The organism is Bacillus toyonensis BCT-7112 (assembly GCF_000496285.1).
In the GTDB taxonomy this organism is placed as follows: domain Bacteria; phylum Bacillota; class Bacilli; order Bacillales; family Bacillaceae_G; genus Bacillus_A; species Bacillus_A toyonensis.
This window is the reverse complement of sequence record NC_022781.1, coordinates 3791740-3818572: the sequence shown is the minus strand read 5'-3', so window position 1 is coordinate 3818572 and position 26833 is coordinate 3791740. Positions and strand designations below refer to the sequence as shown.

Genomic DNA, 26833 nt, shown 5'->3' with positions numbered 1-26833 from the left:
ATCTACAAATTTAGTGCACAAACCTATGCCTGAATAGGTAACCGTCGTGTCTTATAAACAACATGTTTAATATGCTATAACAGTAACTATTGAAAGTAGGTGAAACATACATGTGCCCTGGCCTTCTCGCTCAAACTCCAGATGAACCGCAAGAACCGAAAGCCGCCACGCCACTTGACCAAGAATTTTCCATTAACGCAACCATATACAGCGCTCGTGCTTGGTTATCTGACAACGATACCTACGCACAAGATATTTGGAAAGGCACTCGCTTCGCTTCAGCATCACATGCTGGTAAGTCCATATTTCCAAGTGGTACTATTAAAGTTATTAACTTATCTGCAGATACAATAACGGTTACTACATCAGGAGATTCAGATCATAATCTCAAAACAGTCGTAGCACCCTATTCTGAAGTAGCTTTATCACCTAGTTCTTTATCCGCCGTACAGGCTAGTACATCAGGAAAAGCAAGTAAAGTCACATTTCTCTTTCACATCTTTTTCTCAAGAGATCCTGGTCCAGCTAAATAATCATAGAAAAGGTACAGTAATACACACTGTACCTTTTTCACGAACGCTATTCTCTTGATTTAATCAATTCAACATTATAAGCTTCAATATCCGTTAGCTTTCCTGTAAAATACGGATTTTCTCTGTACCAAGACTGTTTTGAAAAATACGCTTGCATATCTTTCGTTTGAAATATATTTCCATGTCTTGCGTATATTTCGTTTCTAGCAATTTTCAACTGTTCTTTCGTTACATACGTTAAATCTGCATTCGTTAATTTTCGAATATTACTATCAGGGAAGATAAAACCATTGTATACATACCCAGTCGTAGGTGGCGGAGTAACATTGTAAACGACTGTTTTTTCTACGCTTTTCTTTTCGAATGGAAGGTTATAAGCCGAAAGTGCTGTTACCGTTTCTACTTTTGTTGTTTCCCTTCCGCTTTCTCCATTGCGTTCTAAATAAATCGTCGCACTTCCATCAGTTGCTACGGGACCCCACGTAATTTCTTCTCCGGTCAATGCGGTAACTGGCTTTTGATTCACATATAATGTCGCACCAGGCGCGTTCGTTTGAACTGTAATATATTGCCCTTGCAACGTTAAATCTATCGTTACATTATTTTGACTTTGTTTCATAAGTACAACTTTTTCCTCGCGTGATAGTTTTACATGGTCATTTTTATATTCCACTTGAAACACTTGAGCTCCTGGAAGAAACGGTCCATATTGCTTCTGAAAATTTTTGTCTTCTGTCTTATCGATTTCTTTTCCGTTCATTTTTAAAGATGCACCTTTTTCATTTGAAAGCAAAGTCGTATAATACGTCCTTGCCTTCAATTTATACCGATCAAATATAAAGTAATGTTTCCCGTCTTTCGTTAAAGAAAAATCCGCTCTTTCAATTCCGTCCCCTTGCTTTTCACCTTGCTTTAAATATTGTTTCAATTCATTCACGTAAGACGGATTTTCTTTTATATATGAAAATAGAGGCTTGAAACTCTCTCTCGTTACAATAACCGATGGGTCATCTGTCGTAATAATCTCAGCTAATTTTTCTCCGTCTCTCTCTTGTAAAATCGTAATCATCCGGTCTACTTGTGCCACCTGCGCATAATACGATGATCCATACAAATACAATCCAACAATCGCTATAACAAGTAGTGCTAAAAGTGTAATGCCAATTTTTGTACCGCTCCCCATTTTCTTCTTCACCACTGGAATTTCTCTCTTTGTACCGCAGTTTTGACAAAATTGCACACCATCTACAAACTGCGTTCCACACTTTGTACATACATTCATCCGTTCAACCACCTTTGCATTAGAAGCCAGTTAATCCCTGTGTAAAGGCTTGAATTACAGTGCTAATGTAAGACCAAAGTACAATAAATGTTGCGATTCCAATGAAAACATTTGCAATAAGAAGTGTATAAACAAGATCTAATCCGCCGTTATCTAATTTTAATATGGCTACAATTATACTAATCCCTATATAAGTTGTAGCTAAAGATAATAATATCGGTGAGAAAAAGATTAATAAGAAACTAAAAAGAAAAGTAAGGACTAAAATAGCAATAACCGGCGTTGCTATCGTTCCCCATATGCCGAATACTTCAAGAAACGAAAAAGAGGATTTCATCATCTTACCACTTATAAAAATAATGAATCCAACAAACAAAGTTAAAATTAATAAAAAGAAAAATACCGTTACAGATTCTCCCAAAAATGTAGGAGTATATACTTCTGGCACTAGCGTTCTCGTAACAGCTGCACCAGCACTCATCATTCTATAAAAAATACATGCTCCTAAAAAACAAATAAGAACAAGACTGACAATTCCATTTCGCACTTCGACATTGCCACTTTGCATAATCGCTGTCGGTGCTTGAAATGCCTGTTTAAAAAACCGAAAATAGCCACTCGTAAAACGCTTTGCTTGCTCTACCGTTTCATTTGGACGAGTTTCCTTCGCTTGCTCTGCATGCGATGATTGCTGGTTTTCTTCTTGGACACCACTTGCTACTACTTCTTCGGTTAACGAATGTCCACAATTCCCGCAAAACTTTGCTTCTACTGCATTTTCTGTATGACATGCTGGACATTTCACGCTCTCATCCCTCCTTAAGCATATATCTTATAGGATGTTACAAGTTCAATATATGACTTTGGACATAAAACATGACTACAAGAAACAGATTATGAAATCCTGCTTTTGAAAGAAAATATATAGACTAGTAATCTAGAAAAATAATGCTATTATGAAACAGAGCAACTAAAGTGAAACTTTAAACAGATTGGATGAAAGGCAATGGAATTTGTAAACTCAATTTTTCAAATACTCCTTACAAGCGTGATCCAGTTATTTTCTTTAATTGGAGTCATCATTGTAATCGGATTTCTATTAGGTTATTTAGAATCTCTCACACGAATGTATTGGTGGAGGGCTTTCGGAAGAAAAGGATTTCTTTTGACTGCGTGGATTGGTGTTCCTATTCATGAACTTGGACATGCCATTATGTGCGTACTATTTCGTCATAAAATTGTAGCAACGCAGTTCTTCCCAACAGATACGAGCCAAGGTGCGTTAGGTTACGTACAACATCAATACAATCAAAAAAGTGTATATCAACGAATTGGGAATTTCTTCATTGGAATTGGCCCTATTATTTCTGGTATTACTGCATTAATCCTTTTCATGCGCTATTTCGTACCAGAGTCATATTTTTTATTTAATACAACTCTCGAAAAGACGATTGCATCTACTTCTATTACTTTAGAAATGGTTCAAAACATGCTCTTGTCGACGTTCGTATTATTGAAAAGCTTATTTACAATAAACAATTTATTGAATCCTTCCTTTTGGTTATTTTTATTTATCGCTATTTGTATTTCTGCACATATCGCTTTAAGTAAACCAGACATTAAAGGATCCATTGACGGTGTCATCTTCATGTTTATCGTATTGTTTTTATTTAATATAATAGCAGAACTTTTTCAGTACGACAGTAACCAACTCATCGGGAAAGTAATGAAATATAATATGTATCTCATTGCATTTTCTAGTGTGGCGCTGCTGTTCTCGTGTATTTCTACACTTGTTAGTTTTGGGTTTTATAAAATAAGAGGAGGGCGTTCGTTGTGAAATGCCCCCGTATTAAAAAAGCGCAACTAAGCAACCTGAGTTCTATATTTATATGGACTCAGGTTGCTTAGTTTTTTTGAAATCTTTGATAGTTATACAAGTGCATATATTTGCGCACAGCAACTTTAACCTCATCAAACCTATTAATAATTTAAAACATATAAAATACCCCTTTTAGCTTTTTCTAAAAGGGGTATTTTATTTACATATTTAATCCAGCTTTTAATACCCAATATTTATTTCCATTCATTGTGAGTGAGAATTCAATCCATCCGTTTGGATCTTCACGATAAATAAATACAGGTGTACCCGTTGCTAGTGTGCCTTGATCATTTTTCGTAACTGACTGACTTTTAATTGTACCATCAAATGGATATGGTACAACGTAATAGGAAGTAGCTAGTTTAACAGTTTTTGTCGTTCCTTGTGAGTATGTTTTATATGGAATATCACTTGATAGGGCGTCGACATTTAAAGAGTTTGGATTTTTAGGTAATTTTTTCGCATATACATAATCTTTTTTCTGGAAAGGTTTAATACGTTCCATTATTTTTACGATTTTAGCAGACCACTCTTGATCTGTTGAATACATGACATTCATGCCTTTTAATGTTGGTCCGTTAAAGTATGATCCGTTTGCTTCTAAGTACTTTTCTCTTACGTAGTTTGCGTTATAAGAAATACTATCACCGAAAGTTGGTAAATATTTCGCATACTTAAATGGATCAGCATCGTAAGCACGTAACCCAAATAGGTTATGTTTACGATATGCAATTTCAGATTTACCATATCCCGATTCTAAAATAGCGTGTGCAGCTAAATAAAGAGCATTGACACCATGTTTAGCTTGAGCTTCAACAAAGTCATTCCCATGTCCAATTAATGGGCTGTCTGGATGATATTTTTTAATATTAGCATCAATTTCTGCACCAGTCACATTTGAAGCGTACGTTAAATCAAGATCTAAATATGTGGTAGCAGTGATGTTATTTTCAGGAATCCAAGCACCGCTCTTGTCGAAATGGTACGTCGTTCCATTGATTGAAGCAGTTCCAGTTTGCATCATACCGTTGGATTGCAAATAATACCATGTATCGCCATCTTGTAGCCAGTCCGTCTTCATTGCACCATTATTTTGTAAATAGTACCAACTTCCATCTATAAATGACCAACTCGTTTGCATTGCTCCACTAGCGTTTAAATAATACCACGTATTATTCACTTGCAGCCATCCGATTTTCATTGATCCATCATTTTGGAGGTAATAACGGTTGTTTCCATCTTGTAGCCAACCAATTTTCATTCCGCCACTTGAATTTAAGTAATACCACTTATTATTATCAAGAAGCCAGCCAGTTTTCATAGAACCATTAGAATTTAAATAATACCAAACTCCTTGATTTAATAGCCAACCCGTTTGCATTGCTCCGCTAGCGTTTAAATAATACCAAACTCCTTGATCTAATAACCAACCCGTTTTCATAGAACCATTAGAATTTAAATAATACCAAACTCCTTGATCTAATAGCCAGCCAGTTTGCATTGCTCCACTAGCGTTTAAATAATACCAAACCCCTTGATCAAACAGCCAGCCAGTTTGCATAATGCCGCTTGAATTTAAGTAATACCATTTCCCATTTTGTTGAACCCATCCAGATTGTTTTACAGCATTTACATTTACAGTTGCTGTATTAGAAGTTGTTACAGTTTCAGCTAAACCTGTTATAGGAATAGAAATTATACTAGATGTTAAGACAATTGCTGCAGCTTTTTTAAACATTTCTTCCTAGTACTCCTTTTATTAATTTTTTAGTTTAATAGTTATCTAACTACTATTGTAACAAGGAAGACGAAAAAAACAACTATAACATTGTAGATATTTAATAGTATAATATTCGAATTATTAATATTGAGTTTTTAGGGGGAATTTATAAAGGAACATGTTCATAGAAGGATTGGAAAAAGTTGATTTGTAAAGTCAGCTCGTTAGTTTTTATTGTACATCTTCTTCTTTTTTAATAAGAGGGTGCTGCAAAACCCTCTTATTATTAATAAATTTGATGCTTACTCTCCATTATAAATTTATATACTACACTCTAATTACTCAAAGAAAATGTTAAATCACATTGTTTTTAATTCTAGTTTTGTTCCAGCTTTTTGCATTCCCTGTTTTAAGTGCTTTTTATTGGACGGAGGTGTGTTGGCAAGCTTGTAATTTTTTGCCCCTAAACGATACCCAGCTCCGAACGAAATAACTATACTAAAAAACAACTACATTTTAAGATTAATCACTTTACCATTAAGAGAAAATTGTTTTGCTTCAACTAACAAAATAGAATCCCAAATCTCTATTATAATATTTACTCCTGTGGAATATTTGCTACTCCATTCTTTCTCATTTTGTAAACTCAATTTAACTTCACTCAGATTTGGATCTTCATAATAAATCGTTGTTAATTCTAAATAATCTACTTTTTCTCTATCATAAAATGCAAATCTACGCTTTTCATCATCTTTAACATAATAAAACGATGACACTTCTATCAATACTAATTTATAATCTTTTATCACTCCGTTATCAATTACCTGCAATGTAAATTTAATATTATCATTTAACAAATCTATATGTGTCTCTAAAATGGTAGCGCCCCATAAATCATCTAATATAGACTGTATATTAATACTATTCATGTAGCTTTTCATCCTTTTCTAACGTTTTTTATTTAATGTATGACGTATTTGCTTATAAGACTTTCTTAATCAATTAACACGTGATTTGCCTTTGTATCCTTTATAAGCACTATAGCCACTTATCGCTACAGGAATAAGCCAAGGTGCCTGTCCATCTGGATTTGTCAGCATCACTGGATTATTATCACCATACGTATACCCATTCTGCGTTACAGAGGCATCCTCTTCACCCAGATCATGCCCCATACAAAATCCCTTCTTTACTTTATTATATATTTTTCCCATTCCTGTTAGTTCTCATAAAAAATACAAACCTTTTAATGAGGTTTGTATTTTTTATCTACTATTCAGTTATCTTGTCTTTGTCCATACACCGTTTGCATCTACCCAGTATTTGCTATCAACCCACGTATTTTTGCTCATTTTTCCAGTAGATGGGAAGAAAGAATACCACTTACCATCTATCTCTTTCCAACCTGCTGCCCTTACTCCATTTTCATCAAAATAATACTTTTCACCCTCAAGAGAAATCCACCCTATTGCCATCGAAGCATCATTTTGCAAATAATAGCCCTTACCATTATTGAACACCGAACCTATTACCGCTTCACCTTTTGTATTAAAGTAGTACCATTTTCCACTATCTTGTAGCCACCCAGTTACTTTTACACCTTTCTGGTTTAAATAATACAGTTTACCGTTTTCTATTCTCCATCCTGTTTTTCCATTCTTCCAGTCAGACATCATTTCACCGTTTTCTTTAAAACCATACCATTTACCATCAATGAAATGTTTTCCTACTGCCATTGCACCATTAGAGTGTAAGTAATACCAATTTCGATCTTTTTGTAACCAACCGGTCACCATAGAACCACTAGCGTTTAGATAGTACCATGTATTATTTACTAATATCCAATCTGTCGCCATGGAGCCTTCTGCATTTAAGTAATACCAATGACCGTTTACTAACGCCCATCCTTTCATCATGGAGCCACTTTCTTTCAGGTAATACCACTTGCCATCTACTAGCGTCCAACCTGTTTTCATTGCTCCATCTGCACTTAAGTAATACCACTCACCATTTACTAACGTCCAACCTGTCACCATAGATCCGTTTTCTTTCAAGTAATACCACTTGCCATCTACTAGTACCCAACCTGTTACCATCATTCCGTTGTCATTCAAGTAGTATTGTTTTCCATTTTCCTTAAACCAACCTGTCACAAATTCCAATTTTTTCTCATCAAAATAATACCAGTGTCCTTGTGTTTCTCCATATTCCTTGAAATAATTCCAACCAACTACTGGCTCCAATAACGTAATGTTACCACTGCTCAGTTCTTCCATGCTTTCTCTCTCTGAGCTACCTCGTGGCTCATGAACGTTAGAGTTATATGCTATTAAGCCCAAAACTCCTGAATGGATCATATCAATTTCCCAAGTTCCAACCTGCTCAAAATCAAAATAAGTATTTAATACACCTTCATACAAATCTGTTTCCGAATTATATTTTAAATTGACATACTCATAAACTTCTTCTTCCTCTTCATCTAAATAAGGAAGGATATACTTGATGCTTATATCAGAACCTATGCCATTTGGATTATTAACCTTGACGGTAACTTTCACTTTCATTTCATTACCAAAAGAAACCTCACTTGGCGTTACATGAACACTATCGATCCAATCACTCTTGTTTTCTGATTCTGCACCAACTTCTTTACTAAACACCACACTCATCATAACCATGACTACAAGCATCATCGCTTGCATCAAAATTTTCTGCCTCGTACCCATATATATGTAGCCTCCTGCATCCATAAAATTGTGACTTTCAGGGTGGAAAACAGACAAGTCTAGAATAATATAGTAAACTCCCAAACTATCTTACCATTCTTTTTTATTATCCATTAAAAACAGAACATCCGTTCAATCCCCTTACATAAATTAAAGGATAAGAATAAAAAAAACAAGATAGATTTTACATGTAGAAACACTTTCATTTGTAATTACGAAAATATTCCTACAATTCCTCGTAAATCATTTACAGACTACCCCTATATCCCTTATATTAAAAGTAACCATATGCAGATACTACACAATGTGTAAAAATCACTTAATAAATCATACATGTGACAAAGGATTAGAAAGGACTTATAAATAGTAAAAAGTAGTGACCATGAATTCTGATCCTATCAAAAACCTTTTATAAGTTATCATTTTCAATCATTATGAAAAATACCACTATTAATAATTCATGAACAGTTTCTATGCCTTCAATAGCGATCACCATACATAACAATTTCTTTATCATACATGTATCCCGCGTATCCAAATGGATTCTCTGCTGCGATACCTTTTGCGTCACTCTTTAATACGTTCCCCCATGCATCATATTCATAGTTTACGACAACTTGTCCATTTGGGTCTGTCATCGCTACTACGTCACCACTTGGGTTGTAGTGATAGAATAACGTTTGTCCTTGTGCTTTCATTGCTAGACGAACGCCGGCCATTGAGTATACATATTGACGAAGTACGTTTCCACTACCATCTGTCTCGTATAACGGATTAATACTGTCACCATCGTAGAAGTAACGTGTGATTTTTCCATTTACTTCTTTTTCGAAACGAAAAGAGCTCGTTCATGTCGAACGAGCTCTTTTCATCAATTATTTTTCTTATAATTACAATTCTCAACCGGAACACGAGCATGCCCTTCTTCATCCGTACACCATGACTGCGACTGGAATGCAAGAAAGATACCGATCCATTCTTCTTCCTTTTCAAAATGAATGAGTATTCCTCCGTCTTGCCATATACCATCATCACCTTGCCATTTTTCTACATTTCCTTGATTCATATGAATATCATGTATACCGTTTCCTGGTTCAAAATGAAAGTAAGAATCGGGTGTATTTTCTTCTGGCCCCCATCTTTCACCGAACGCGTAAATAATCGTACTTTCTTCTATCGCTCGCTTTATATACCGCTCAATTTTTTCATTTAAATCATTATCAGCTCCTGCTTTTTCAGGTGGTAAAGGGATCATTTGATTTGAGTCAAATAGATTTCCTCTTACATAATCTAAAGCTACTTTCGGTTCATTGTTTTTTATTTCTGTAAAACCGAATGGTAATGTCGGTAAAATATGAATCGCCTCTGACCTAATATTGTTACTCGCAAAATATAAAACTTCCGACGGATAACTTTGCGATTTCACGTTAATTGCAATACGATAATCTACTCCTGCTTCGCCTTGTAAATGAACTTGATAATGAGGTGTTTTCCCTTTTCCAATCTTTGATTGTATAACTGTACCTTTTAACACACCGTAGTTTTTTAGGGGCATACATTTCACCTCCTATTCATTTAGTAGAAGCTTTTCATACTTAAGGCATTATCCATATAAAAAGAAAATCCTCCTTTTTCAGGAGGATTTCTTATTTTCTCAACATATACCAAAAAATAACCTCCACCACTACAAGTAACACCGCACCAAAGATCATTAACGTCGTCTTCTTTAATAGTTCATTTTCACGATACGGGATATTACATAAATAAGCACCTAGTGTAATGCGTGATGGACAAGCGATTGTCGCCACTGACGATGCGGTGTTTTGAAGTGTTGTGACGTATTGCCACGGGAGTGCTACGTTTTGTGCTGTTTGCATTTGTAGTTTTATAAACATCGCATTTGATCCTGCGTTACTACCTGTTAAAAAACCACCGATACCACCGATGAACGGAGCAACGAAAACGAAAAAGGTACCAAATGTTTCACCAGCTGTTTTTGCGAGTAATGAATGCATACCAGATGCACCCATTAGTTCTGAAATGGCGATAAACATCGTCGTCGTAATCGCAAAAGGAATCCATTGTTTTATCGTTTGCAAGAGTGATTGTTTCATAATATGAGATGGAATGCGGAAGAAAATAATTGTAAATAAACAAGTCATGCCGAGCCAAAAACCTGGTGAATATAGCATTTCTAATTTGTAAGAATATGATTTTAAATCAAGGACTGCATATGATCTGAACAAATCATGTAATGGTGGAACGAGGCGAGAAAGTAAAATACAAACTGTTAAGAAGATATAAGGGCTAATAATTTTTATAATGGATACTTCTCTCTCCGTTGCCGCAGCATGTTCTGTTATAAAGGTTTGCTCATTTTTCCCTTTTAGTTTAATGATAAGAAAGCCAAATGTAATGGTAACGATAGAACTTAATATACCTGCTAGTTCAACACTTACGTATGCGTTAGAAAGATAGATTCCGAGAGAAAATAATAGAAAGAATCCTATCCCTTCCTTCCACTTTTCTATAACTGCCTGAAAGCCACCGACAACGTATAAAGAAAGGATGATAAAGTATGCGAAAATCGGTATGCTTAATAATGCTGTATTTGTACCAAGAGTTGTGAGCGGCATATTTATAAGCTGCGAACCGATAATCGTACCAGTTGCCATTGCGCCCCATGAACTAGCTAGTAAACCAATAAATGAAAGTAGTACAGCTTGAAACGGTTTATAGCCTAATGAAAGAAAGATAGGTGCTGCAACCATGAAGCCAATTCCGAATCCACTTACCGATTCAATTAGTGGGCAAATACCAAAGCACATAAGAAGCATTTGTAATAAGCGATCATGAGTAACTTCTTCTAGAAAACGCGCTACTTGATCGATGTACCCCATTTTGTTCATGAGGTGAAATAAAAAAATACCGAAAAATAAAACATACCCGACAATAAAACAAATTAACCAACCTTTAATCGTTGCATGCACAGTTTCACTTATCCTTAATTGAAACGTTGGCGAGAGTAAAACGATTCCAACAGACACCGCATAAGAAATTAATGAGGACCTTAATGACGTTTGTTTAAATAAAAATAAACAAATGAAAATCATCATAATTGGGATAAGTGCCAACAATATGGCCATGTTATCATCTCATTTCGTTAAAAATACAATTTTTAACTATTATATAACAGATGTAATATTTTTCAATTGTTTTTACAACAGAATCAAAAAGAAGCCGTTTGGCTCCTTTTTGATTCACTCCCATTTTCTATTATCCTCAAAAACCGTCTGCTGTCCGATTATTTTTCCTAACACAACAAACACAATGTAAGCACATATCGCTTGCAGTACAATATTCCCAAGTTTCATTAATGAAAATGAATAAATCCATTGAAATAATTCATTTAATAATACAATCGAAACGATACTAAATAGTTCTATACTAATTGAAAATATACATACTTCTAAAATAGATTGCTCTTGAATCCGATTTAAGTTGGAAAAGATGAATACATACCCTACAAATAGAGCCATCAACTCTATTTTCGTCATGCTAATAAGCCAAGCGTACAGTGGTACAGTTAAAAGAAGATATAGTAGTTTACGTCTTAGCATGCTTTCTCACCCTCTAAATTATATGTATTTTCTGTATATTTTAACATTTATTACGCAAAACAAAAAGAAGAGACTTACGCCTCTTCTTTTTGTTTTGTTGCCTGTATTAATTCACATATTTCTTCTCGTTTTTCATTTTCTAACAGCTCAATAACTTTACTTCCAACGACAACTCCGTCACATATTGTAATCATTTCTTCTACATGTTCCTTTGTTGAAATACCGAACCCTGCCACTACCGGTAAATGCGTATGTGATTTTACTTTTTCTAAGTAACTATGAATTTCCTCTTTAAAGTTTTGACGCACTCCCGTTACACCTGCTACTGTAACGGCGTAAACGAATCCTTCTGATTCACTCGTAATTTTTTCGATTCGCTCAATTGGGCTCGTTACTGTAACGAGTGGAATTAGCGCAATGTTTGCCTCTCGAAGTAACGGGGCAATAATATTTTGTTCTTCATACGGTAAGTCTGGAACGATAATACCGTCCACACCTGCCTCTAAGCATCTCTCAATGAATTGTTCTTTTCCGAATGCGAGTACTGGATTTACATATGTCATGAGTACAAATGGAATTTGCACTTCTTTCCTTACTTCTGCTAACGCTTGAAAAATGCCTTTTACTGTTACGCCGCTATCTAGCGCTCGTTTCCCTGCTCTTTGAATCGTTGGACCATCTGCGACTGGATCTGAAAATGGAATACCAATTTCAACGATGCTTGCTCCTGCTTCGTCTAGAAAACGAATTCTTTCTTTTAACTTTTCAAGTCCACCATCTCCGCCCATTACGTACGGAATAAATGCTTTTTTACCATTTTCAAATACTGCTTTAATTTTTTCTACTCCCATTTTTTACACCTCTTCCATATAACGTTTTATACTCTCTACATCCTTATCACCGCGGCCAGATAAACAAATGACAAGCCCTTCGTCCTTCTTCATTTGCGGCGCTAATTTTAATGCATATGCGACAGCATGCGAGCTTTCTAAAGCCGGAATAATCCCTTCTTTTTTCGTTAATAATTGAAATGCTTCTAACGCTTCATCATCAGTAATGGAATGATAAGAAACGCGGTCAATATCTTTTAGCAAGCTATGTTCTGGCCCAACACCTGGGTAATCAAGTCCTGCTGAAATAGAGTGTGCTTCTTGAATTTGTCCTTCTTCATTTTGCAGAAGGTACATCATCGATCCGTGTAAAACACCAACGCTTCCTTTCGTTAAAGTCGCTGCGTGCTGTTCTGTATGAACGCCTTTCCCTGCTGCTTCTACGCCGTAAAGAGCGACTTCTTCATCGTGTACGAACGGATAAAACATGCCCATCGCATTACTACCACCGCCAATACAAGCAACGACTGCTTCTGGTAACTTTCCTTCTAACGCCTCATATTGTTTTTTCGTTTCTTTCCCAATTACACTTTGGAAATCACGGACAATTTGTGGGAATGGATGTGGCCCGAGAACAGATCCCATAATGTAGTGCGTATCATGCACATGTGAAACCCAGTAACGAAGCGCCTCGTTTACCGCATCTTTTAATGTTCCGCTACCTGCCGCTACACTTTCTACTTTCGCTCCGAGTAATTCCATTCGAAACACATTTAATTTTTGACGTCTCACATCTTCTTCCCCCATAAAGATGACGCATTCTAATCCAAGTAGGGCACATACAGTAGCGGTTGCCACTCCGTGTTGTCCAGCCCCTGTTTCAGCGACAACTTTTTTCTTGCCCATTCGTACTGCAAGAAGTGCCTGACCAATTGTATTGTTAATTTTATGAGCTCCTGTATGGTTCAAATCTTCACGTTTTAAATAAATCTTTGCACCGCCGCAATACTTCGTCATATTTTCAGCGAAATAAAGCGGTGTTTCTCTTCCGACGTACGTTGTTAAATAATGATTTAATTCCTTTTGAAACGCTTCATCTTGCATCGATTCTTTATATGCTTCTTCTAGTTCTAATACAGATTGCATTAACGTTTCTGGAACGTATCGTCCTCCGTATATACCGTAGTGGCCTTTTTCATCTGGATATGCGTAGTTCATTTGGAACACTCCTTCGCTTTTTTAATAAATTGTTTTATTTTCTTTAAATCTTTCTTTCCTTCTGTCTCCACTCCGCTACTTACATCGACCATATACGGCTGAATAGTTCGAATCGCTTCTTCTATATTAAGAGCGTTTAATCCACCAGCTAATATCGTTTTCTCTCGCAACTCTTTTGGCATATGCTCAAGTAGTGCCCATGAAAATTTCTTTCCATTTCCTCCGCGAAACTTTTCTTTCGGGCTATCAAACAATATATAATCCGTTTCATATGTTTGAGCGTTTTTCATATCAGCCTCTGAAGTTACTCCTAGCGCTTTTATAGACGGAATATTCAATCTTTTAATTTGATGATTATCTTCATCCCCATGTAGTTGCACATGCGTTAACCCGCATTCATCTGCAATTTTCTGGATCTCTTCTACTGATTCATTTACGAAAACACCGATTTTTAATACGTTTGCTGGAATCTCCTGAATGATTTCTTTCGCTAGCCTTGGAGTGATTTTCCGCTTACTTTCTGCAAAAACAAATCCGAGTGCATCAACTCCGTATTCACAAGCACGGTTTGCCGTTTCAACATCAGTGATGCCGCAAATTTTCACTTTCATATGTTCACCTTACAATCTTCAAAAAAGGTACGAATAGAAGATGATGTCATGAGTGCTTCTCCAACTAATACACCTTTCGCTCCAGCTCGTTTGACACGAATAATATCTTCTTTTGAATGAATCCCGCTTTCACTAATCCAAAGTAATTTCTCCTCGTTTAATCGTTTTCCAAGTTTTTCTGTTTGGCTTAAATCGACTTCGAATGTTTTTAAATTACGGTTGTTAATACCGATAACGTGCGGATTTAATTGGATTGCAATTTCTAATTCCTGTTCATCATGAACTTCAACGATCGCTTCTAATCCTTTTTCTAGTACGTAGCTATAAAGCTCTTTTAACTTTTCTTTCGTTAACGCCGCTACGATTAATAAAATAAGATCTGCACCAGCTTCATACGCCCTATCAATTTGGATTTTATCGATTATAAAATCTTTGCATAAAAGCGGAATGTTACTTTCTGCTCTTGCAGTTTGTAAATCGTGAAACGATCCTTTAAAAAATTGACCGTCTGTTAAAACCGAAACTGCTCCTGCACCGCATTCTTCATAAGTTTTCACTTGTTTTCGTACATCAACGTGTACATTAATATCTCCTTTTGATGGTGATGCTCGCTTTACTTCTGCAATGACAGTAAATTGCTCTAAAGCTTTTACGAGTGAGTATGTTTTTCTTTTTTCATTCCCTGGTGTATATGTTTCATATAACTCCGCAACTTCTTTTTTCTTCTGCTCTACAATTTTGTCTAAAATCGTCCCCACCTTAATTCACCCTTTCTAATTTTTCGTTGCTTGCTGTAATTAATAAGTTTAGTTTGGCTAATGCTTTTCCAGAGTCAATGCTATGTGTCGCTAGTTTAATTCCCTCTTCAATCGTTTCCGCTTTTCCGTTTGCGAAAAGAGCGAGCCCTGCATTTAATAAAACGGTATCGCGGTAAACACTCTTTTCTCCATTTAATACGCCGAGCGTAATCTTTGCATTTTCTATTGAATTCCCGCCTCTAATTTCTTCATTTTTCACTTTTGAGAAACCATACTTTTCCGGATCGATACTCATTTCTACTATTTCATTATCTTTTAAAAGGGCTACGTGATTTTCTCCCTGTAATGATGCTTCATCTAAAAAACCACTTCCATTTACGACAAGCGCTTGTGTCCGCCCTAACTTCTGTAATACTTGCGCAACTGGTAATAACATATCTCGTTTATAAATACCGACAAATTGTGTTTCTAAGTTAACAGGATTCGTTAAAGGCCCAATTAAGTTAAAGATTGTCGGCACATTTAATTCTTTTCTTATTTTCATAATGCGCCTTAATGCTGGGTGCATCGCTGGTGCGAATAAGAAAGCGATACCGACATGCTCTAGTAAATAATCAATTTCGCTTGGCGTACTGCTAATATTTACACCGAGTTCTTCTAATAAATCCGCACTTCCTGTTTTACTAGAAACAGCACGATTACCATGCTTTGCCACCTTTACACCTGCTCCTGCTAGTACGAATGCCGATGTTGTACTTACATTGAACGTTTGGGCACCGTCACCACCTGTTCCGCAATTGTCCATCGTGCCTTCTATATGGTTTGAAAACGGCAATGCTTTTTCACGAAGAGCACGAACGAGGCCATATATTTCTTCTGCTGTTTCACCTTTCGCTTTCAGTAATACTAAGAAAGCTGCTACTTCACTTTCCAATATGTTGTCACTTAATAAAAGAAGTCCCGCTTCATACATTTCTTCTTCTGTTAAATGTTGTCCCTCCACTAATTTACGAAGATAGGTATTCATACTCTCTCCTCCTCTTTTACTTCTCCTAAAAAAGCACGTATTAACTTTCCGCCTTCTTCTGTTGCGATTGATTCTGGATGAAACTGTAACCCGAAAAGCGGATAATAATTATGACGAACCGCCATTATTTCTCCATCATCCATAGCATTTGCTAACACATCAAAACATTGTGGTAAACTCGCTTGCTCTGCAACAAGTGAATGGTAGCGCATCGCTGTTAGTGGCTGCGTCACGTACGAAAAGATTGACGTTCCGTTATGTTTCACACGCGATGTTTTTCCGTGTTTAATGTGCTCCGCTCTTACAATTTCTCCTCCAAATGCCGATATAATTGCCTGATGGCCGAGACAAATCCCTAATATAGGAACGTTCTTATAGAAATGACGAATAACTTCGATACAAATACCAGCATCTTCTGGTTTTCCTGGTCCTGGTGAAAGCACAATTCCTTTTGGATTCATCTCTTCTAACTGTTCTATCGTTATTTGATCATTTCTTACGACTACAATTTCTTCTTCGTATTCGCCTAACAGTTGGTACAAGTTATATGTGAACGAATCGTAATTATCGATGAGTACAATCATTTCATTACCTCCAAAAGCGCCCTCGCTTTATTTAACGTTTCTTCATATTCAGCTACCGGATCTGAATCGTAGACGATACCTGCTCCTGCCTGAACATATGCTTTTTCATCTTTTACAACCATCGTTCGAATGGCGAGCGCCATATCAAGATTTCCTGAGAATGAAATATATCCAACAGCTCCGGCATATACATTTCTTTTTTCATGCTCTAACGTATTGATAATTTCCATCGCTCTAATTTTCGGAGCTCCCGAAACCGTCCCCGCTGGTAAACAATACGCTAATGCGTCAAATCCGCTCATTCGTTTTCGCAATGTTCCGTAAACTTCAGATACAATGTGCATGACGTGAGAATATTTTTCTACTTTCATATATTTATCTATCGTCACAGATCCAATTTCACTCACTCTGCCAATATCGTTTCGTCCAAGATCCACAAGCATCATATGCTCTGCTCGTTCTTTCTCGTTTTCTAACAGTTCTTTTTCAATTTCCGCATCTTCCTGCTTTGTTTTCCCTCTCGGTCTCGTACCCGCAATTGGATTTGTCATCACTTTATCGTCTCTAACTGATAACAAGCTTTCTGGTGAAGAACCGAGTACAACATAATCTTGAAAATCGATATAAAACATATATGGTGATGGATTCGCAATGCGAAGCTTGCGGTATAAAGCGAAAGGATCACCTTTACACTCGCTTTGCAAACGCTGAGATAGTACGACTTGGAATATGTCCCCTGCTCGTATATGCTCTTTCGCCGTTTCTACCATCATGCAAAACTCTTTTTCCGTTATAGAAGAAGTGAATGCTAATGTTGATTGTATTTCCTTTACTTCCGCTTCTTCTCCTTTTAGCACTTCTTCTTTGTATACTTGCAACCTTTCGTATACTTCTTCATAATCTGCTGAATCATCTTGCCCGCATACATATACAAACGACAACTTTTGGCGTAAATGATCGTAAACGATAAACTCACGATATAGTAAAAGGTGTACTTCTGGAATATTTAATGGATCGTGTAAATCTGCTCCAATGTTTTCATACTGCCGAATGACGTCATACCCTATATAACCAACTGCTCCTCCGCAAAATGGGAATGGGCTCTCTACTTGCGATGATGCAATTACCCCTTCTAACACTTGCAGTACGTTACCTTGCAACTTTTCTGTTTGCCCATGTGTCGTTCGTTCGACTTCCATACCAATGCTTTTCACTTCTCCATACGGATTACAACCTAAGTAAGAATAGCGCCCTTTATCTTGATGAAGCTGTGAGCTCTCTAATAAAAACTTCTTCTTCCCTGTCATACGTCTATATAAAGAAATTGGCGTAATGCTATCTCCTTCTTCTTCAGCGATTACTAAAAATGTTTTTCCTTGTTCTTTTTGCTTCATAAATTCCTCTTTTGTCATCATGCCTTTCACCTCACTCTGAAAAATAAAAAAGTCCCCTACATATCGAAATATGTAGAGGACGATAAATTTACCGTGGTACCACCTCATGTTGGACGCAAAAGCATCCCGCTTTATTCAGGTACAAAATATATACCTTATCCTTGTAACGGCGGAACCCGGGTTGCCTACTGAATAAAATTGTTCAGCATACCTCTCGTAAGCCCATTCCGTATATGGCACCGTACCGGGCTCCCACCAGTCCCCGACTCTCTAAAACGTCTCCAATATACGTACTCTTCTTACTTAAACGATTTAACATATTTAATTTTTTGTACACAAAAAGGGAGTACTCATCCTATAGAAAGGACGGGTACTCCCGTGGTGCCACCTTAATTCGTTACGAATGTAACGCACTTTACCGTATCAAAAACAATACGTGTCTCTTGTATCGATGAGATCATGTCGCCAAAGCCTACTTCTTTCGTTTCGGTTTGGAAGCTCCGAAGCCCATTCCACATCAATCCCATACTGATTCGCACCAACCATCAGCTCTCTGACATGTTCATCATGTGTACTCTTCTTCATCAACGCTTGCATTTTTTTAAGTTGCACTCATTATAGACTTAACTTTTTTCACAAGTCAATACTTTTTTCGAAAAAAAATATTTTTCCCTTCTTTCAATATTATATTGACAAAACAACGTGTTTTTATGTAAATATAATAAATACTCTATTAAAATTAAGGTTTTTTGCTAGAAAGTCATATATCCCAAAAGTAAAGAACTGTCAAAAAACGCTTAAATTTCAGAAAATTCGTATTTGCGCATGGATTTTTCTGAATAATCATGATAGATTATAAAGTGAAACTTTAATCAGTGGGGGTTTTGTTCATCCCCGATTGATTATTAGCCTTCACCAATCGGGCATTTACGGGCAGTTGATCTCCCACCTAACTTCCTTGCCCAGTCAATTTTAACTTGTGGGAGTTTTACCGCCCGTTAATGCGGGATAAATATGCAAAATGCATCAAAAGACATGACAAAAGGAAGGGGAACTACATGAGTACGCAGATGTTAACTTTAACTTCTATCTCTATTTACATGCTCGGGATGTTAGTAATCGGCTATTTCGCCTACAAACGAACATCCAACTTAACAGATTATATGCTTGGCGGTCGTACACTAGGCCCCGCAGTAACAGCATTAAGTGCTGGAGCATCCGATATGAGTGGTTGGCTTTTAATGGGCTTACCCGGTGCAATGTTTAGCGTTGGATTAAGTAGTAGTTGGATTGCAATTGGCCTAACACTAGGCGCATACGCAAACTGGCTATATGTCGCTCCTCGCTTACGTACCTACTCTGAAATTGCAAACAACTCTATTACTATCCCAGAATTTTTGGAACACCGTTTCCACGACAAATCTCACATGCTACGCTTAGTATCTGGACTTGTTATTATGATTTTCTTTACTTTCTATGTAGCTTCAGGGTTAGTTTCAGGCGCTGTATTATTTGAAAATTCATTTGGTATGAACTATCATATTGGATTATTCATTGTAGCAAGCGTCGTTGTAGCTTACACATTATTTGGTGGTTTCTTAGCAGTAAGTTGGACAGACTTCGTGCAAGGAATCATTATGGTAGTTGCTCTTATTCTTGTTCCTATCGTAACAATTATGAATGCAAACGGACTTGGACCTGCATTTGATACAATTCGCTCTGTAGATCCAACACGTTTAGATATTTTTAAAGGTGCCTCCACTTTAGGAATGATTTCTTTATTCGCATGGGGCCTTGGTTATGTTGGACAACCTCATATTATCGTACGCTTTATGGCAATTTCTTCTGTAAAAGAACTGAAAAGCGCACGAAGAATTGGTATGAGCTGGATGATTTTCTCTGTTGTCGGAGCTATGTTTACTGGTCTTATCGGTATTGCCTACTATTCACAACAAGAGTTGACATTATCTAACCCAGAGACAATTTTCCTTGAGCTTGGAAAAATTTTATTCCATCCACTTATTACTGGATTTTTATTAGCTGCGATTTTAGCTGCAATTATGAGTACAATTTCATCTCAACTTCTCGTTACTTCAAGTGCTGTAACAGAAGACTTATATCGTACCTTCTTTAAACGCTCTGCTTCTGATAAAGAGCTTGTATTTGTCGGTCGTATGGCTGTTCTTGGTATCGCATTAGTTGGGTGCGCATTAGCGTTTAAACAAAATGATACGATTTTAGCTCTTGTTGGATACGCTTGGGCTGGATTTGGTTCTTCATTTGGACCAGCTATTTTATTAAGTCTATATTGGAAACGCATGACGAAATGGGGCGCACTTGCTGGTATGATTTCTGGTGCCGCTACTGTTATAATATGGACTCAATTTAAATTCTTAACAAACTTCTTATATGAAATGATTCCTGGTTTCACAATTAGTTTACTAGCAATCGTAATCGTTAGTTTACTAACACAACCTTCAAAAGAAGTTGAAGAGCAATTTGAGAATTTCGAAAAACAACATAGTGATAGTCTATAAAAAGAAATCTCTGCTGTTATCGTAACAGCAGAGATTTTTTTACAGTTCGACAATCTTCTTCTCAAATTTAACAAATTCTTTATGTTTCGTTAAATTTAACATAACACTACTCCTTTATAGTATTAGTATTAGCACTTATACAGAAAGGGGACTCCAACATGTTAGCAGCTTTCCAGCAACAACATATAAGAAAATTTTCACCTATTACAAATACTTCTGCTTCTCGTTTAAACATTCAACCTAATCCACCCAAAATTTCAATTGCTCCTTCTGTTATTTCCGTTATCGGTATTCATATGCAAAAAAATAAGTTGAAAATAAAAACTGGACAAAGTGCGGATTTATCAGCTTCCGTTTTGCCAATGCAAGCAGCAAATAAAGAACTTATTTGGACAAATATGAATTCTGACATCATTACCATATATCCAAAAGGAGATACGGTAACGATTACTGGACAAAGTGCAGGAAGAGCAGTCGTAATTGTTACAACTGCTGAAGGAAAATTTCGTGACCTATGCGTCATTCATGTACAACCTTATATGACAAACCCAAAGTAAAAGAGTGGCTACGAAGCCACTCTTTTACTTTATTTCAATGTGGGGATTTTTACTTTTTACGAGATTGATGAATTGTTCTTTATCTTTAGGAGAAATAATCTCTGTTTTATGTACGCCGTAAACAATTTCAAGTCGATCGCATGATAATGCGTGAGCTGCTATTGGGTTTTTCGTATTTGAAATTTGTTTTATATCTCGTATAAATATACATTTTTTTACGGGACCTGATCTAATAGTAATTGTTTCTTCCCCGACAATATATTTTGTTGAAAACCAACTCCAAATAAATACTATTGCCAATGGAATTGTAAAAAACAAAAGAAAATATTCTCTCCCTGCAAATATTGGAGTAAAACAGGCGCCTAAAATAATGAAAAAGATTGAATATAACCATGCGTCTTTTTTTGATGGAAATTCCACTACACTCCCCCCTTCTTCACCTAAATTTCTACAAAACAAAAAGAGAAGTATCTTAACTTCTCTTTTCTCCGCTAACATTATAAATCCTGTGTATACACTGGCTCGTTCACCACATTTTTTGCTGTTCTTTTTTGTTGCTGCAGTAAGAAAACAGATACACCAAACAATACGAGCGTGCTGCCGATAATTTGCATTGCGTTTAATTTTTCTCCCAGTAAGAAAAATGCTAGTATAGACGCCCCAACTGGTTCTCCTAAAATACTCATCGAAATTGTTGTTGCATTTACGTAGTTTAATAACCAATTATTAATGACATGTGACACTGTCGGTACAATCGCAAGTAAAAGAAAAACGGTCCAGTCCCACTTCGTATAACCTGTAAAAGGCACTTGCAGCACGATATTATAAATCCCCATAAAAATACCTGCGAATGCAAAAACTGTAAAGCTATAAATCCAGTGTGAGACTTTCTTTACTGTCGTTTGCCCGATAAATAAATAACCGACAACCGCTATTACACTTAAAAAGGATAATATATCTCCATAAATTGCTTGTTTACTTAAACCTAAATCTCCCCAACCAATACACATTACACCTAATATAGCGATACCCATCGTTGCAATGGCTGAGTAGGTTGTTCTTTCTTTAAATAGAAAAAAACCTCCAACTAAAGACACGATCGGTTGAAGTGCTAAAATAATTGTCGAGCTAGCAACTGTTGTATGCTTTAAAGACTCAAACCATAAAAGAAAATGTAGCGCTAAAAAGAATCCAGATCCAATTAAAAATCCCCAATCTTTTATTTGAATCTTCTGGAACTCTTCCCGCTTCTTCCAAACGATAGGCAGCATAATAAGTACAATAATCCATAAACGATACATACTTAAGATGGAAGATGGTGCTGAGGACATCTTTACAAAAACTGCTGCGAATGAAATAGCTATAATGGAAATGGCTAACGGTAGTGCAATTGATCTTTCCTGTTTCAAATTCTGTCTCCCCTCTCACCTGTCAAAAATCCCACTTCATTATATCCGTTTTCTTTCCTAACTTAAATACTAATTTTTTAGATTCTTCGTACCATTATGGTAAAATAGAAATTAAGGCACCTATTAGTGAATCGTTCTTTCATTTTCACTATAAGCGTCGCCCTTACAATCATTACAGTAAATTTTTATTTAGGGGGATCTACATGAATCAAACAATAGGGAGAATTGAGGAAATTTCATTTTATAGCGCATCACTTCAAGAAGATGTTACGCTTTTAGTTTACTTACCAGTAAATTACACGCCACTGCACAAACATACAGTTGTAATTGCACAAGATGGTAGAGATTATTTTCAGCTCGGTAAAGCACACCGTGTAATTGAAAGCCTTCGTGAAACTGAAGAAATTGACCGCACAATTATTGTCGGTATTCCATATAAAAACGTACACGATCGTAAGGAAAAATATTTCCCAAGCGATGTAAAGAATGCTGCTTACATTCGTTTCCTTGCTCACGAGCTTGCTCCATATATCGATGAAAATTATCCAACGTATCAAATGGGTAAAGGTCGCGTTTTAATTGGAGATTCTCTTGGCGGTACAGTTTCCTTTATGACTGCACTTATGTATCCGCATACATTCGGTAAAGTTGTTATGCAATCACCATTTGTTGACGAAACAGTAATGAACTTAGCAAAAGAATTCAAAGATCCACAGGCTTTAGAACTTTATCACGTCATTGGTACAGAAGAAACAGCTGTAAAGCGCACTGATGGACAAGTATCTGATTTCGTAGAACCGAACCGTGAGCTTAATACTCTTCTTACAGATAGAAATTTCATCACGCATTACGAAGAGTTTGAAGGTAATCATACTTGGAAGTATTGGCAGGCTGACTTACCGAAAGCCTTCTCTCATATTCTATCAATGAAATAATAGAGAGCAGTGTTCAGAATAATTTGATATAATAGATAAAGAGATTTATTTTTCTCAAAATCTAACTAGACTTACAAAGGGAGGAATTGGAACATGAAATTAGGCATTGTAATTTTTCCATCTAAAATGATTCAAGATAAAGCGAACGGATTGCGTAAGCGTTATGATCCGCACTACGCATTAGTTCCGCCACATATTACATTGAAAACACCCTTTGAGACGCAAGATGAACAATTAGAATCGATTGTAAACGAGCTACATACAATCGCAAATAAAACGAACCCTTTCACCCTTCATGTCGGAAAAGTTGGTTCATTCGCACCTGTTAATAATGTTCTTTATTTTAAAGTAGAAAAAACACCTGAACTTACTTTCTTAAATGAAGAAATGCATAGCGGATTATTCACGCAAGAACGCGAATACGCTTTTGTACCTCATTTAACAATCGGACAAGGTTTATCAGATGCAGAGCATGCTGATGTATTAGGTCGATTACGTATGAAAGATTTCTATTATGAACAACCAATTGATCGCTTCCATCTTCTATATCAATTAGAAAACGGAACATGGACTGTACACGAAACATTCCACCTTGGAAAGGGGAACAACTAATTTGCACGCACAGATCGTACAAACAGACGAACAACTAAGAGATGCATTCTCTGTACGTAAGCAAGTATTCGTGAATGAACAACGCGTTTCTGCTGAAGAAGAGTATGATGAGTTTGAAGAAACATCAACACACGTTGTTATTTATGATAATGATGTTCCAGTTGGTGCTGGTCGTTTTCGCACCATTGATGGAATAGGAAAAATGGAACGCATTTGCGTACTAGCTTCCCATCGTAAAAAAGGCATTGGAAAAATTGTAATGGATGCACTTGAAGCATATGCAAAAAAAAACTCGCTACCAAAATTGAAACTTCATGCCCAAACACATGCTGAAGATTTCTATAAAAAACTTGGATACGTAACGAGTTCTGATGTATTTATGGAAGCAAATATTCCTCACATCGTTATGATAAAAGAATTGTAATTTGAAAACAGGAGGTAGCCCCTCCTGTTTTTTACATTGCTATTTTCTTTTTCTTCCGCTAAAGTTAAATGTTGATGCTATAGTTTTGAAGGTGAATATATGACACAAGAAAAATTTTCACAAAAATCGTTAACACACGCTGATATTCCGCGTGCGACATATCATATTCCGAAAACATCTACCCATTTAATTATGGAAGAAGATGCAGATGCGGCGTATTTCCGCGCTCTCGAACAGCAAAATGTTTTTCTAAACGAAAAACAATTAGAAGCTGTGCGAACGACAGAAGGTCCTGTTCTTACATTGGCTGGTGCCGGAAGCGGAAAAACATCTGTTTTAACAACCCGCGTTGGTTATTTAGTAAATGTAAAACAAGTTCATCCACGGAATATTTTATTGCTTACATTTACACAAAAAGCGGCTGAAGAAATCCGAAGTCGTGTAGCAAATTTACCAGGTATGAATCGTGCCACAAGTAGCTATGTTGTTGCTGGTACATTCCACTCTGTCTTTTTAAAATTGCTTCGTAGCCAAGGATATAATCAGCAAATTTTAGCAAATGAAAAACATAAACAAATTATGATAAAGAAAATTTTAAAAGAATTACGTTTAAAAGACGGTTATGATGCGGAAACGATGCTCGCTATGATTTCCCTTGAAAAAAACAACTTAAATCGTCCGAAAGATGTAAAAGCGAAAACACCAGTTGAACAAGAATTTAAAGAAGTATACGAACGTTTTGAAGAGGTAAAACAACGATATAATTATATCGATTTCGACGACATCTTATTAGAAACATATTATATGTTAGAAAATAACGCTCCCTTACTTACTCAATTACAACAACGTTTCCACTATATTGAAGTAGATGAGTTCCAAGATACATCGTATGCACAATATGAAATTGTAAAATTGTTAGCCACGCCAAGAAATAATTTATTTATCGCAGGTGATGATGATCAAGCGATCTATGGCTGGCGAGGAGCAAGTCATCAAATTATTTTATCTTTCCCAAAGGAATTTGATAATACAACGATTATCGCGCTTAATACGAATTATCGATCCAATCCATTTATCGTTGGACTTGGAAATGAAGTTATCAAACTAAATCAAGAGCGTTTTGATAAAGAGCTATATTCTGTTCGTGAAGAAGGTGTACAACCATTTTACGCACGACCAGCTACAACTCTTGATGAAGCAAATCAAATTTTACAGCTCATTCAAGAGAAAGTAGATAGTGGCGAACGAAACTATAAAGATTTTTGTTTACTGTATCGCACACATTCTGTAAGCCGTTCGTTACTTGATCAGCTTACAATTCATAAAATCCCGTTTATTAAACACGGTGCGAGTCAATCCTTTTACGAGCACTCTTTAATTAGACCTGTATTAGATCATTTACGACTCGTGATTGAACCGTTTCGCCTAGAATCTCTTTCTAACATATTACCAACTATGTATATCGGCCGAGATGAGTGCATTTCCTTTATTGAACGTGAGCAATGGAAATATGGTGAAGGTCGTTTCCCTTCTCTTCTTCATTTCTTATTATTAAATCCGAGCTTGAAACCTTTTCAAGTAAAAAAGGTAAATGAGCGCATTGATTTTATTAAATTTATAAAAGAACTAGAACCGAAAAAAGCATTAAAAGAAATTATTCATGGTAAAGGAAAATATTTAGAGTACTTACAAAGTAACGATCGTTCTTCCTTTACGATGCATAAAGACATCCAAGAAGAAATGTTAGAAGAATTAATGGAGTCTGCAACTCGTTTCACCGATATTCCAGCTTACTTACAATTTATCGACGAGGCGATTCAAGGTCAAAAAGAAATGGAAGCATTAAAAACTATGCCGCAAAAAGATGCCGTTTCGCTTATGTCCATTCATAACGCAAAAGGCCTTGAGTTTCCATGCGTCTTTTTACTTGGAGCGAGCGATGGTATTTTGCCGCATACTTCTTCTTTAAAAGACGCAAATGACCGTGTAACGGAAACTTCTGAAGCACTAGAGGAAGAACGACGATTACTCTATGTCGCAATTACACGTGCGAAAGAAGAACTTTACATTTCTTCTCCGCAATTTTTCAGAGGAAAGAAATTAGACATATCTCGTTTTTTATATACTACAAGAAAAGACTTACCTGAAAAGACATCCACTAAATAAGGATGTCT

Annotated in this window: 26 protein-coding genes, 1 pseudogene and 2 other annotated features; of the genes and pseudogenes, 8 read left to right on the top strand and 19 right to left on the bottom strand. The window is 36.3% G+C overall.

Features of this window, described 5'->3' with window-relative positions; genetic code table 11:
* Window positions 1–110 precede the first annotated feature (110 nt).
* On the top strand, window positions 111–533 hold the full coding sequence (locus BTOYO_RS19530; RefSeq protein ID WP_000336278.1) for a hypothetical protein: 423 nt from the start codon (window positions 111–113) through the stop codon (window positions 531–533).
* 46 nt (window positions 534–579) lie between these two features.
* Here BTOYO_RS19530 and BTOYO_RS19525 read toward each other — a convergent pair whose 3' ends face one another.
* Together BTOYO_RS19525 and BTOYO_RS19520 are read right to left on the bottom strand one after the other, a co-directional pair.
* Window positions 580–1815, bottom strand: a complete 1236-nt coding sequence (locus BTOYO_RS19525) for a TcaA 3rd/4th domain-containing protein (protein WP_001099929.1) — start codon at window positions 1813–1815, stop codon at window positions 580–582.
* A gap of 19 nt (window positions 1816–1834) precedes the next feature.
* Entirely contained in the window at window positions 1835–2620 is a 786-nt protein-coding gene (locus tag BTOYO_RS19520; protein ID WP_000650067.1) for a zinc ribbon domain-containing protein, read from the bottom strand.
* A 201-nt stretch (window positions 2621–2821) separates the two neighbouring features.
* Here BTOYO_RS19520 and BTOYO_RS19515 point away from each other — a divergent pair, with 201 nt between their 5' ends.
* On the top strand, window positions 2822–3655 hold the full coding sequence (locus tag BTOYO_RS19515; protein ID WP_000397504.1) for a hypothetical protein: 834 nt from the start codon (window positions 2822–2824) through the stop codon (window positions 3653–3655).
* Between the two features lie 202 nt (window positions 3656–3857).
* Here BTOYO_RS19515 and BTOYO_RS19510 read toward each other — a convergent pair whose 3' ends face one another.
* From BTOYO_RS19510 to trpE, 15 genes and pseudogenes are all read right to left on the bottom strand, one after another.
* Window positions 3858–5435 (bottom strand): glucosaminidase domain-containing protein, encoded by a 1578-nt coding sequence (locus BTOYO_RS19510; RefSeq protein ID WP_000472907.1) that lies wholly within the window; start codon window positions 5433–5435, stop codon window positions 3858–3860.
* A gap of 491 nt (window positions 5436–5926) precedes the next feature.
* Window positions 5927–6346: a YxiG family protein gene (locus BTOYO_RS19505; protein WP_001084723.1), complete on the bottom strand. Its 420-nt coding sequence runs from the start codon at window positions 6344–6346 to the stop codon at window positions 5927–5929.
* A gap of 69 nt (window positions 6347–6415) precedes the next feature.
* Window positions 6416–6592 carry a hypothetical protein gene (locus BTOYO_RS19500; protein WP_000509719.1) on the bottom strand — a complete coding sequence of 59 codons (177 nt, stop codon included), beginning with the start codon at window positions 6590–6592 and terminating at the stop codon, window positions 6416–6418.
* Between the two features lie 105 nt (window positions 6593–6697).
* Window positions 6698–8143, bottom strand: coding sequence for a hypothetical protein (locus BTOYO_RS19495; protein WP_000537250.1), 1446 nt, complete (start codon window positions 8141–8143; stop codon window positions 6698–6700).
* A gap of 494 nt (window positions 8144–8637) precedes the next feature.
* Window positions 8638–8979 (bottom strand): annotated as a pseudogene (locus tag BTOYO_RS19490) (RHS repeat-associated core domain-containing protein); the annotation flags it as partial.
* 35 nt (window positions 8980–9014) lie between these two features.
* Window positions 9015–9698: a DUF2278 family protein gene (locus BTOYO_RS19485; protein ID WP_001128599.1), complete on the bottom strand. Its 684-nt coding sequence runs from the start codon at window positions 9696–9698 to the stop codon at window positions 9015–9017.
* A gap of 91 nt (window positions 9699–9789) precedes the next feature.
* Window positions 9790–11289 (bottom strand): L-lactate permease, encoded by a 1500-nt coding sequence (locus BTOYO_RS19480; protein WP_000996264.1) that lies wholly within the window; start codon window positions 11287–11289, stop codon window positions 9790–9792.
* Window positions 11290–11403: 114 nt separating this feature from the next.
* A complete protein-coding gene (locus BTOYO_RS19475) occupies window positions 11404–11763 on the bottom strand; it encodes a DUF4029 domain-containing protein (RefSeq protein ID WP_000946157.1) in 360 nt (119 codons plus the stop codon).
* Between the two features lie 74 nt (window positions 11764–11837).
* Window positions 11838–12614: a tryptophan synthase subunit alpha gene (gene trpA, locus BTOYO_RS19470; protein ID WP_000537847.1), complete on the bottom strand. Its 777-nt coding sequence runs from the start codon at window positions 12612–12614 to the stop codon at window positions 11838–11840.
* Window positions 12615–12617: 3 nt separating this feature from the next.
* Window positions 12618–13811, bottom strand: a complete 1194-nt coding sequence (gene trpB / locus BTOYO_RS19465) for a tryptophan synthase subunit beta (RefSeq protein ID WP_001105048.1) — start codon at window positions 13809–13811, stop codon at window positions 12618–12620.
* Window positions 13808–14422, bottom strand: a complete 615-nt coding sequence (locus BTOYO_RS19460) for a phosphoribosylanthranilate isomerase (protein ID WP_000865150.1) — start codon at window positions 14420–14422, stop codon at window positions 13808–13810. The genes trpB and BTOYO_RS19460 overlap by 4 nt, the downstream gene beginning before the upstream one ends.
* On the bottom strand, window positions 14419–15180 hold the full coding sequence (trpC, locus tag BTOYO_RS19455; protein WP_000536706.1) for an indole-3-glycerol phosphate synthase TrpC: 762 nt from the start codon (window positions 15178–15180) through the stop codon (window positions 14419–14421). The genes BTOYO_RS19460 and trpC overlap by 4 nt, the downstream gene beginning before the upstream one ends.
* A 1-nt stretch (window position 15181) precedes the next feature.
* The gene (trpD, locus tag BTOYO_RS19450; protein ID WP_001099645.1) at window positions 15182–16207 is read right to left on the bottom strand and encodes an anthranilate phosphoribosyltransferase; all 1026 of its coding nucleotides are present in this window, start codon (window positions 16205–16207) and stop codon (window positions 15182–15184) included.
* Window positions 16204–16791 (bottom strand): aminodeoxychorismate/anthranilate synthase component II, encoded by a 588-nt coding sequence (locus BTOYO_RS19445; protein ID WP_000636351.1) that lies wholly within the window; start codon window positions 16789–16791, stop codon window positions 16204–16206. Before BTOYO_RS19445 ends, trpD begins: the two co-directional genes overlap by 4 nt.
* Complete coding sequence (trpE, locus tag BTOYO_RS19440) at window positions 16788–18206, bottom strand: anthranilate synthase component I (protein ID WP_002093812.1); 1419 nt, start codon at window positions 18204–18206, stop codon at window positions 16788–16790. The genes BTOYO_RS19445 and trpE overlap by 4 nt, the downstream gene beginning before the upstream one ends.
* 51 nt (window positions 18207–18257) lie before the next feature.
* Window positions 18258–18502, bottom strand: a binding site (T-box leader).
* Window positions 18503–18544: 42 nt separating this feature from the next.
* Window positions 18545–18782: a binding site (T-box leader), on the bottom strand.
* A gap of 461 nt (window positions 18783–19243) precedes the next feature.
* Here trpE and putP point away from each other — a divergent pair.
* Both putP and BTOYO_RS19430 read left to right on the top strand, forming a co-directional pair.
* On the top strand, window positions 19244–20722 hold the full coding sequence (gene putP, locus BTOYO_RS19435) for a sodium/proline symporter PutP (RefSeq protein WP_000107200.1): 1479 nt from the start codon (window positions 19244–19246) through the stop codon (window positions 20720–20722).
* A gap of 158 nt (window positions 20723–20880) precedes the next feature.
* On the top strand, window positions 20881–21279 hold the full coding sequence (locus tag BTOYO_RS19430) for an Ig-like domain-containing protein (protein ID WP_000878714.1): 399 nt from the start codon (window positions 20881–20883) through the stop codon (window positions 21277–21279).
* Between the two features lie 24 nt (window positions 21280–21303).
* On the opposite strand, the gene BTOYO_RS19425 is transcribed toward BTOYO_RS19430, so the two are convergent.
* On the bottom strand, window positions 21304–21699 hold the full coding sequence (locus BTOYO_RS19425; RefSeq protein ID WP_000395640.1) for a PH domain-containing protein: 396 nt from the start codon (window positions 21697–21699) through the stop codon (window positions 21304–21306).
* A 77-nt stretch (window positions 21700–21776) separates the two neighbouring features.
* Entirely contained in the window at window positions 21777–22688 is a 912-nt protein-coding gene (locus BTOYO_RS19420) for a DMT family transporter (protein WP_000808239.1), read from the bottom strand.
* Window positions 22689–22891: 203 nt separating this feature from the next.
* Here BTOYO_RS19420 and BTOYO_RS19415 point away from each other — a divergent pair, with 203 nt between their 5' ends.
* The 4 genes from BTOYO_RS19415 to BTOYO_RS19400 all read left to right on the top strand — a co-directional run bounded on the left by BTOYO_RS19415 (window position 22892) and on the right by BTOYO_RS19400 (window position 26825).
* Window positions 22892–23623: an alpha/beta hydrolase gene (locus BTOYO_RS19415; protein WP_001076855.1), complete on the top strand. Its 732-nt coding sequence runs from the start codon at window positions 22892–22894 to the stop codon at window positions 23621–23623.
* Window positions 23624–23716: 93 nt separating this feature from the next.
* Window positions 23717–24235, top strand: a complete 519-nt coding sequence (locus tag BTOYO_RS19410; RefSeq protein ID WP_000765873.1) for a YjcG family protein — start codon at window positions 23717–23719, stop codon at window positions 24233–24235.
* Window position 24236: 1 nt separating this feature from the next.
* The gene (locus tag BTOYO_RS19405; protein WP_000543300.1) at window positions 24237–24659 is read left to right on the top strand and encodes a GNAT family N-acetyltransferase; all 423 of its coding nucleotides are present in this window, start codon (window positions 24237–24239) and stop codon (window positions 24657–24659) included.
* Between the two features lie 99 nt (window positions 24660–24758).
* Entirely contained in the window at window positions 24759–26825 is a 2067-nt protein-coding gene (locus BTOYO_RS19400) for an ATP-dependent helicase (protein ID WP_000191189.1), read from the top strand.
* Window positions 26826–26833 lie beyond the last annotated feature (8 nt).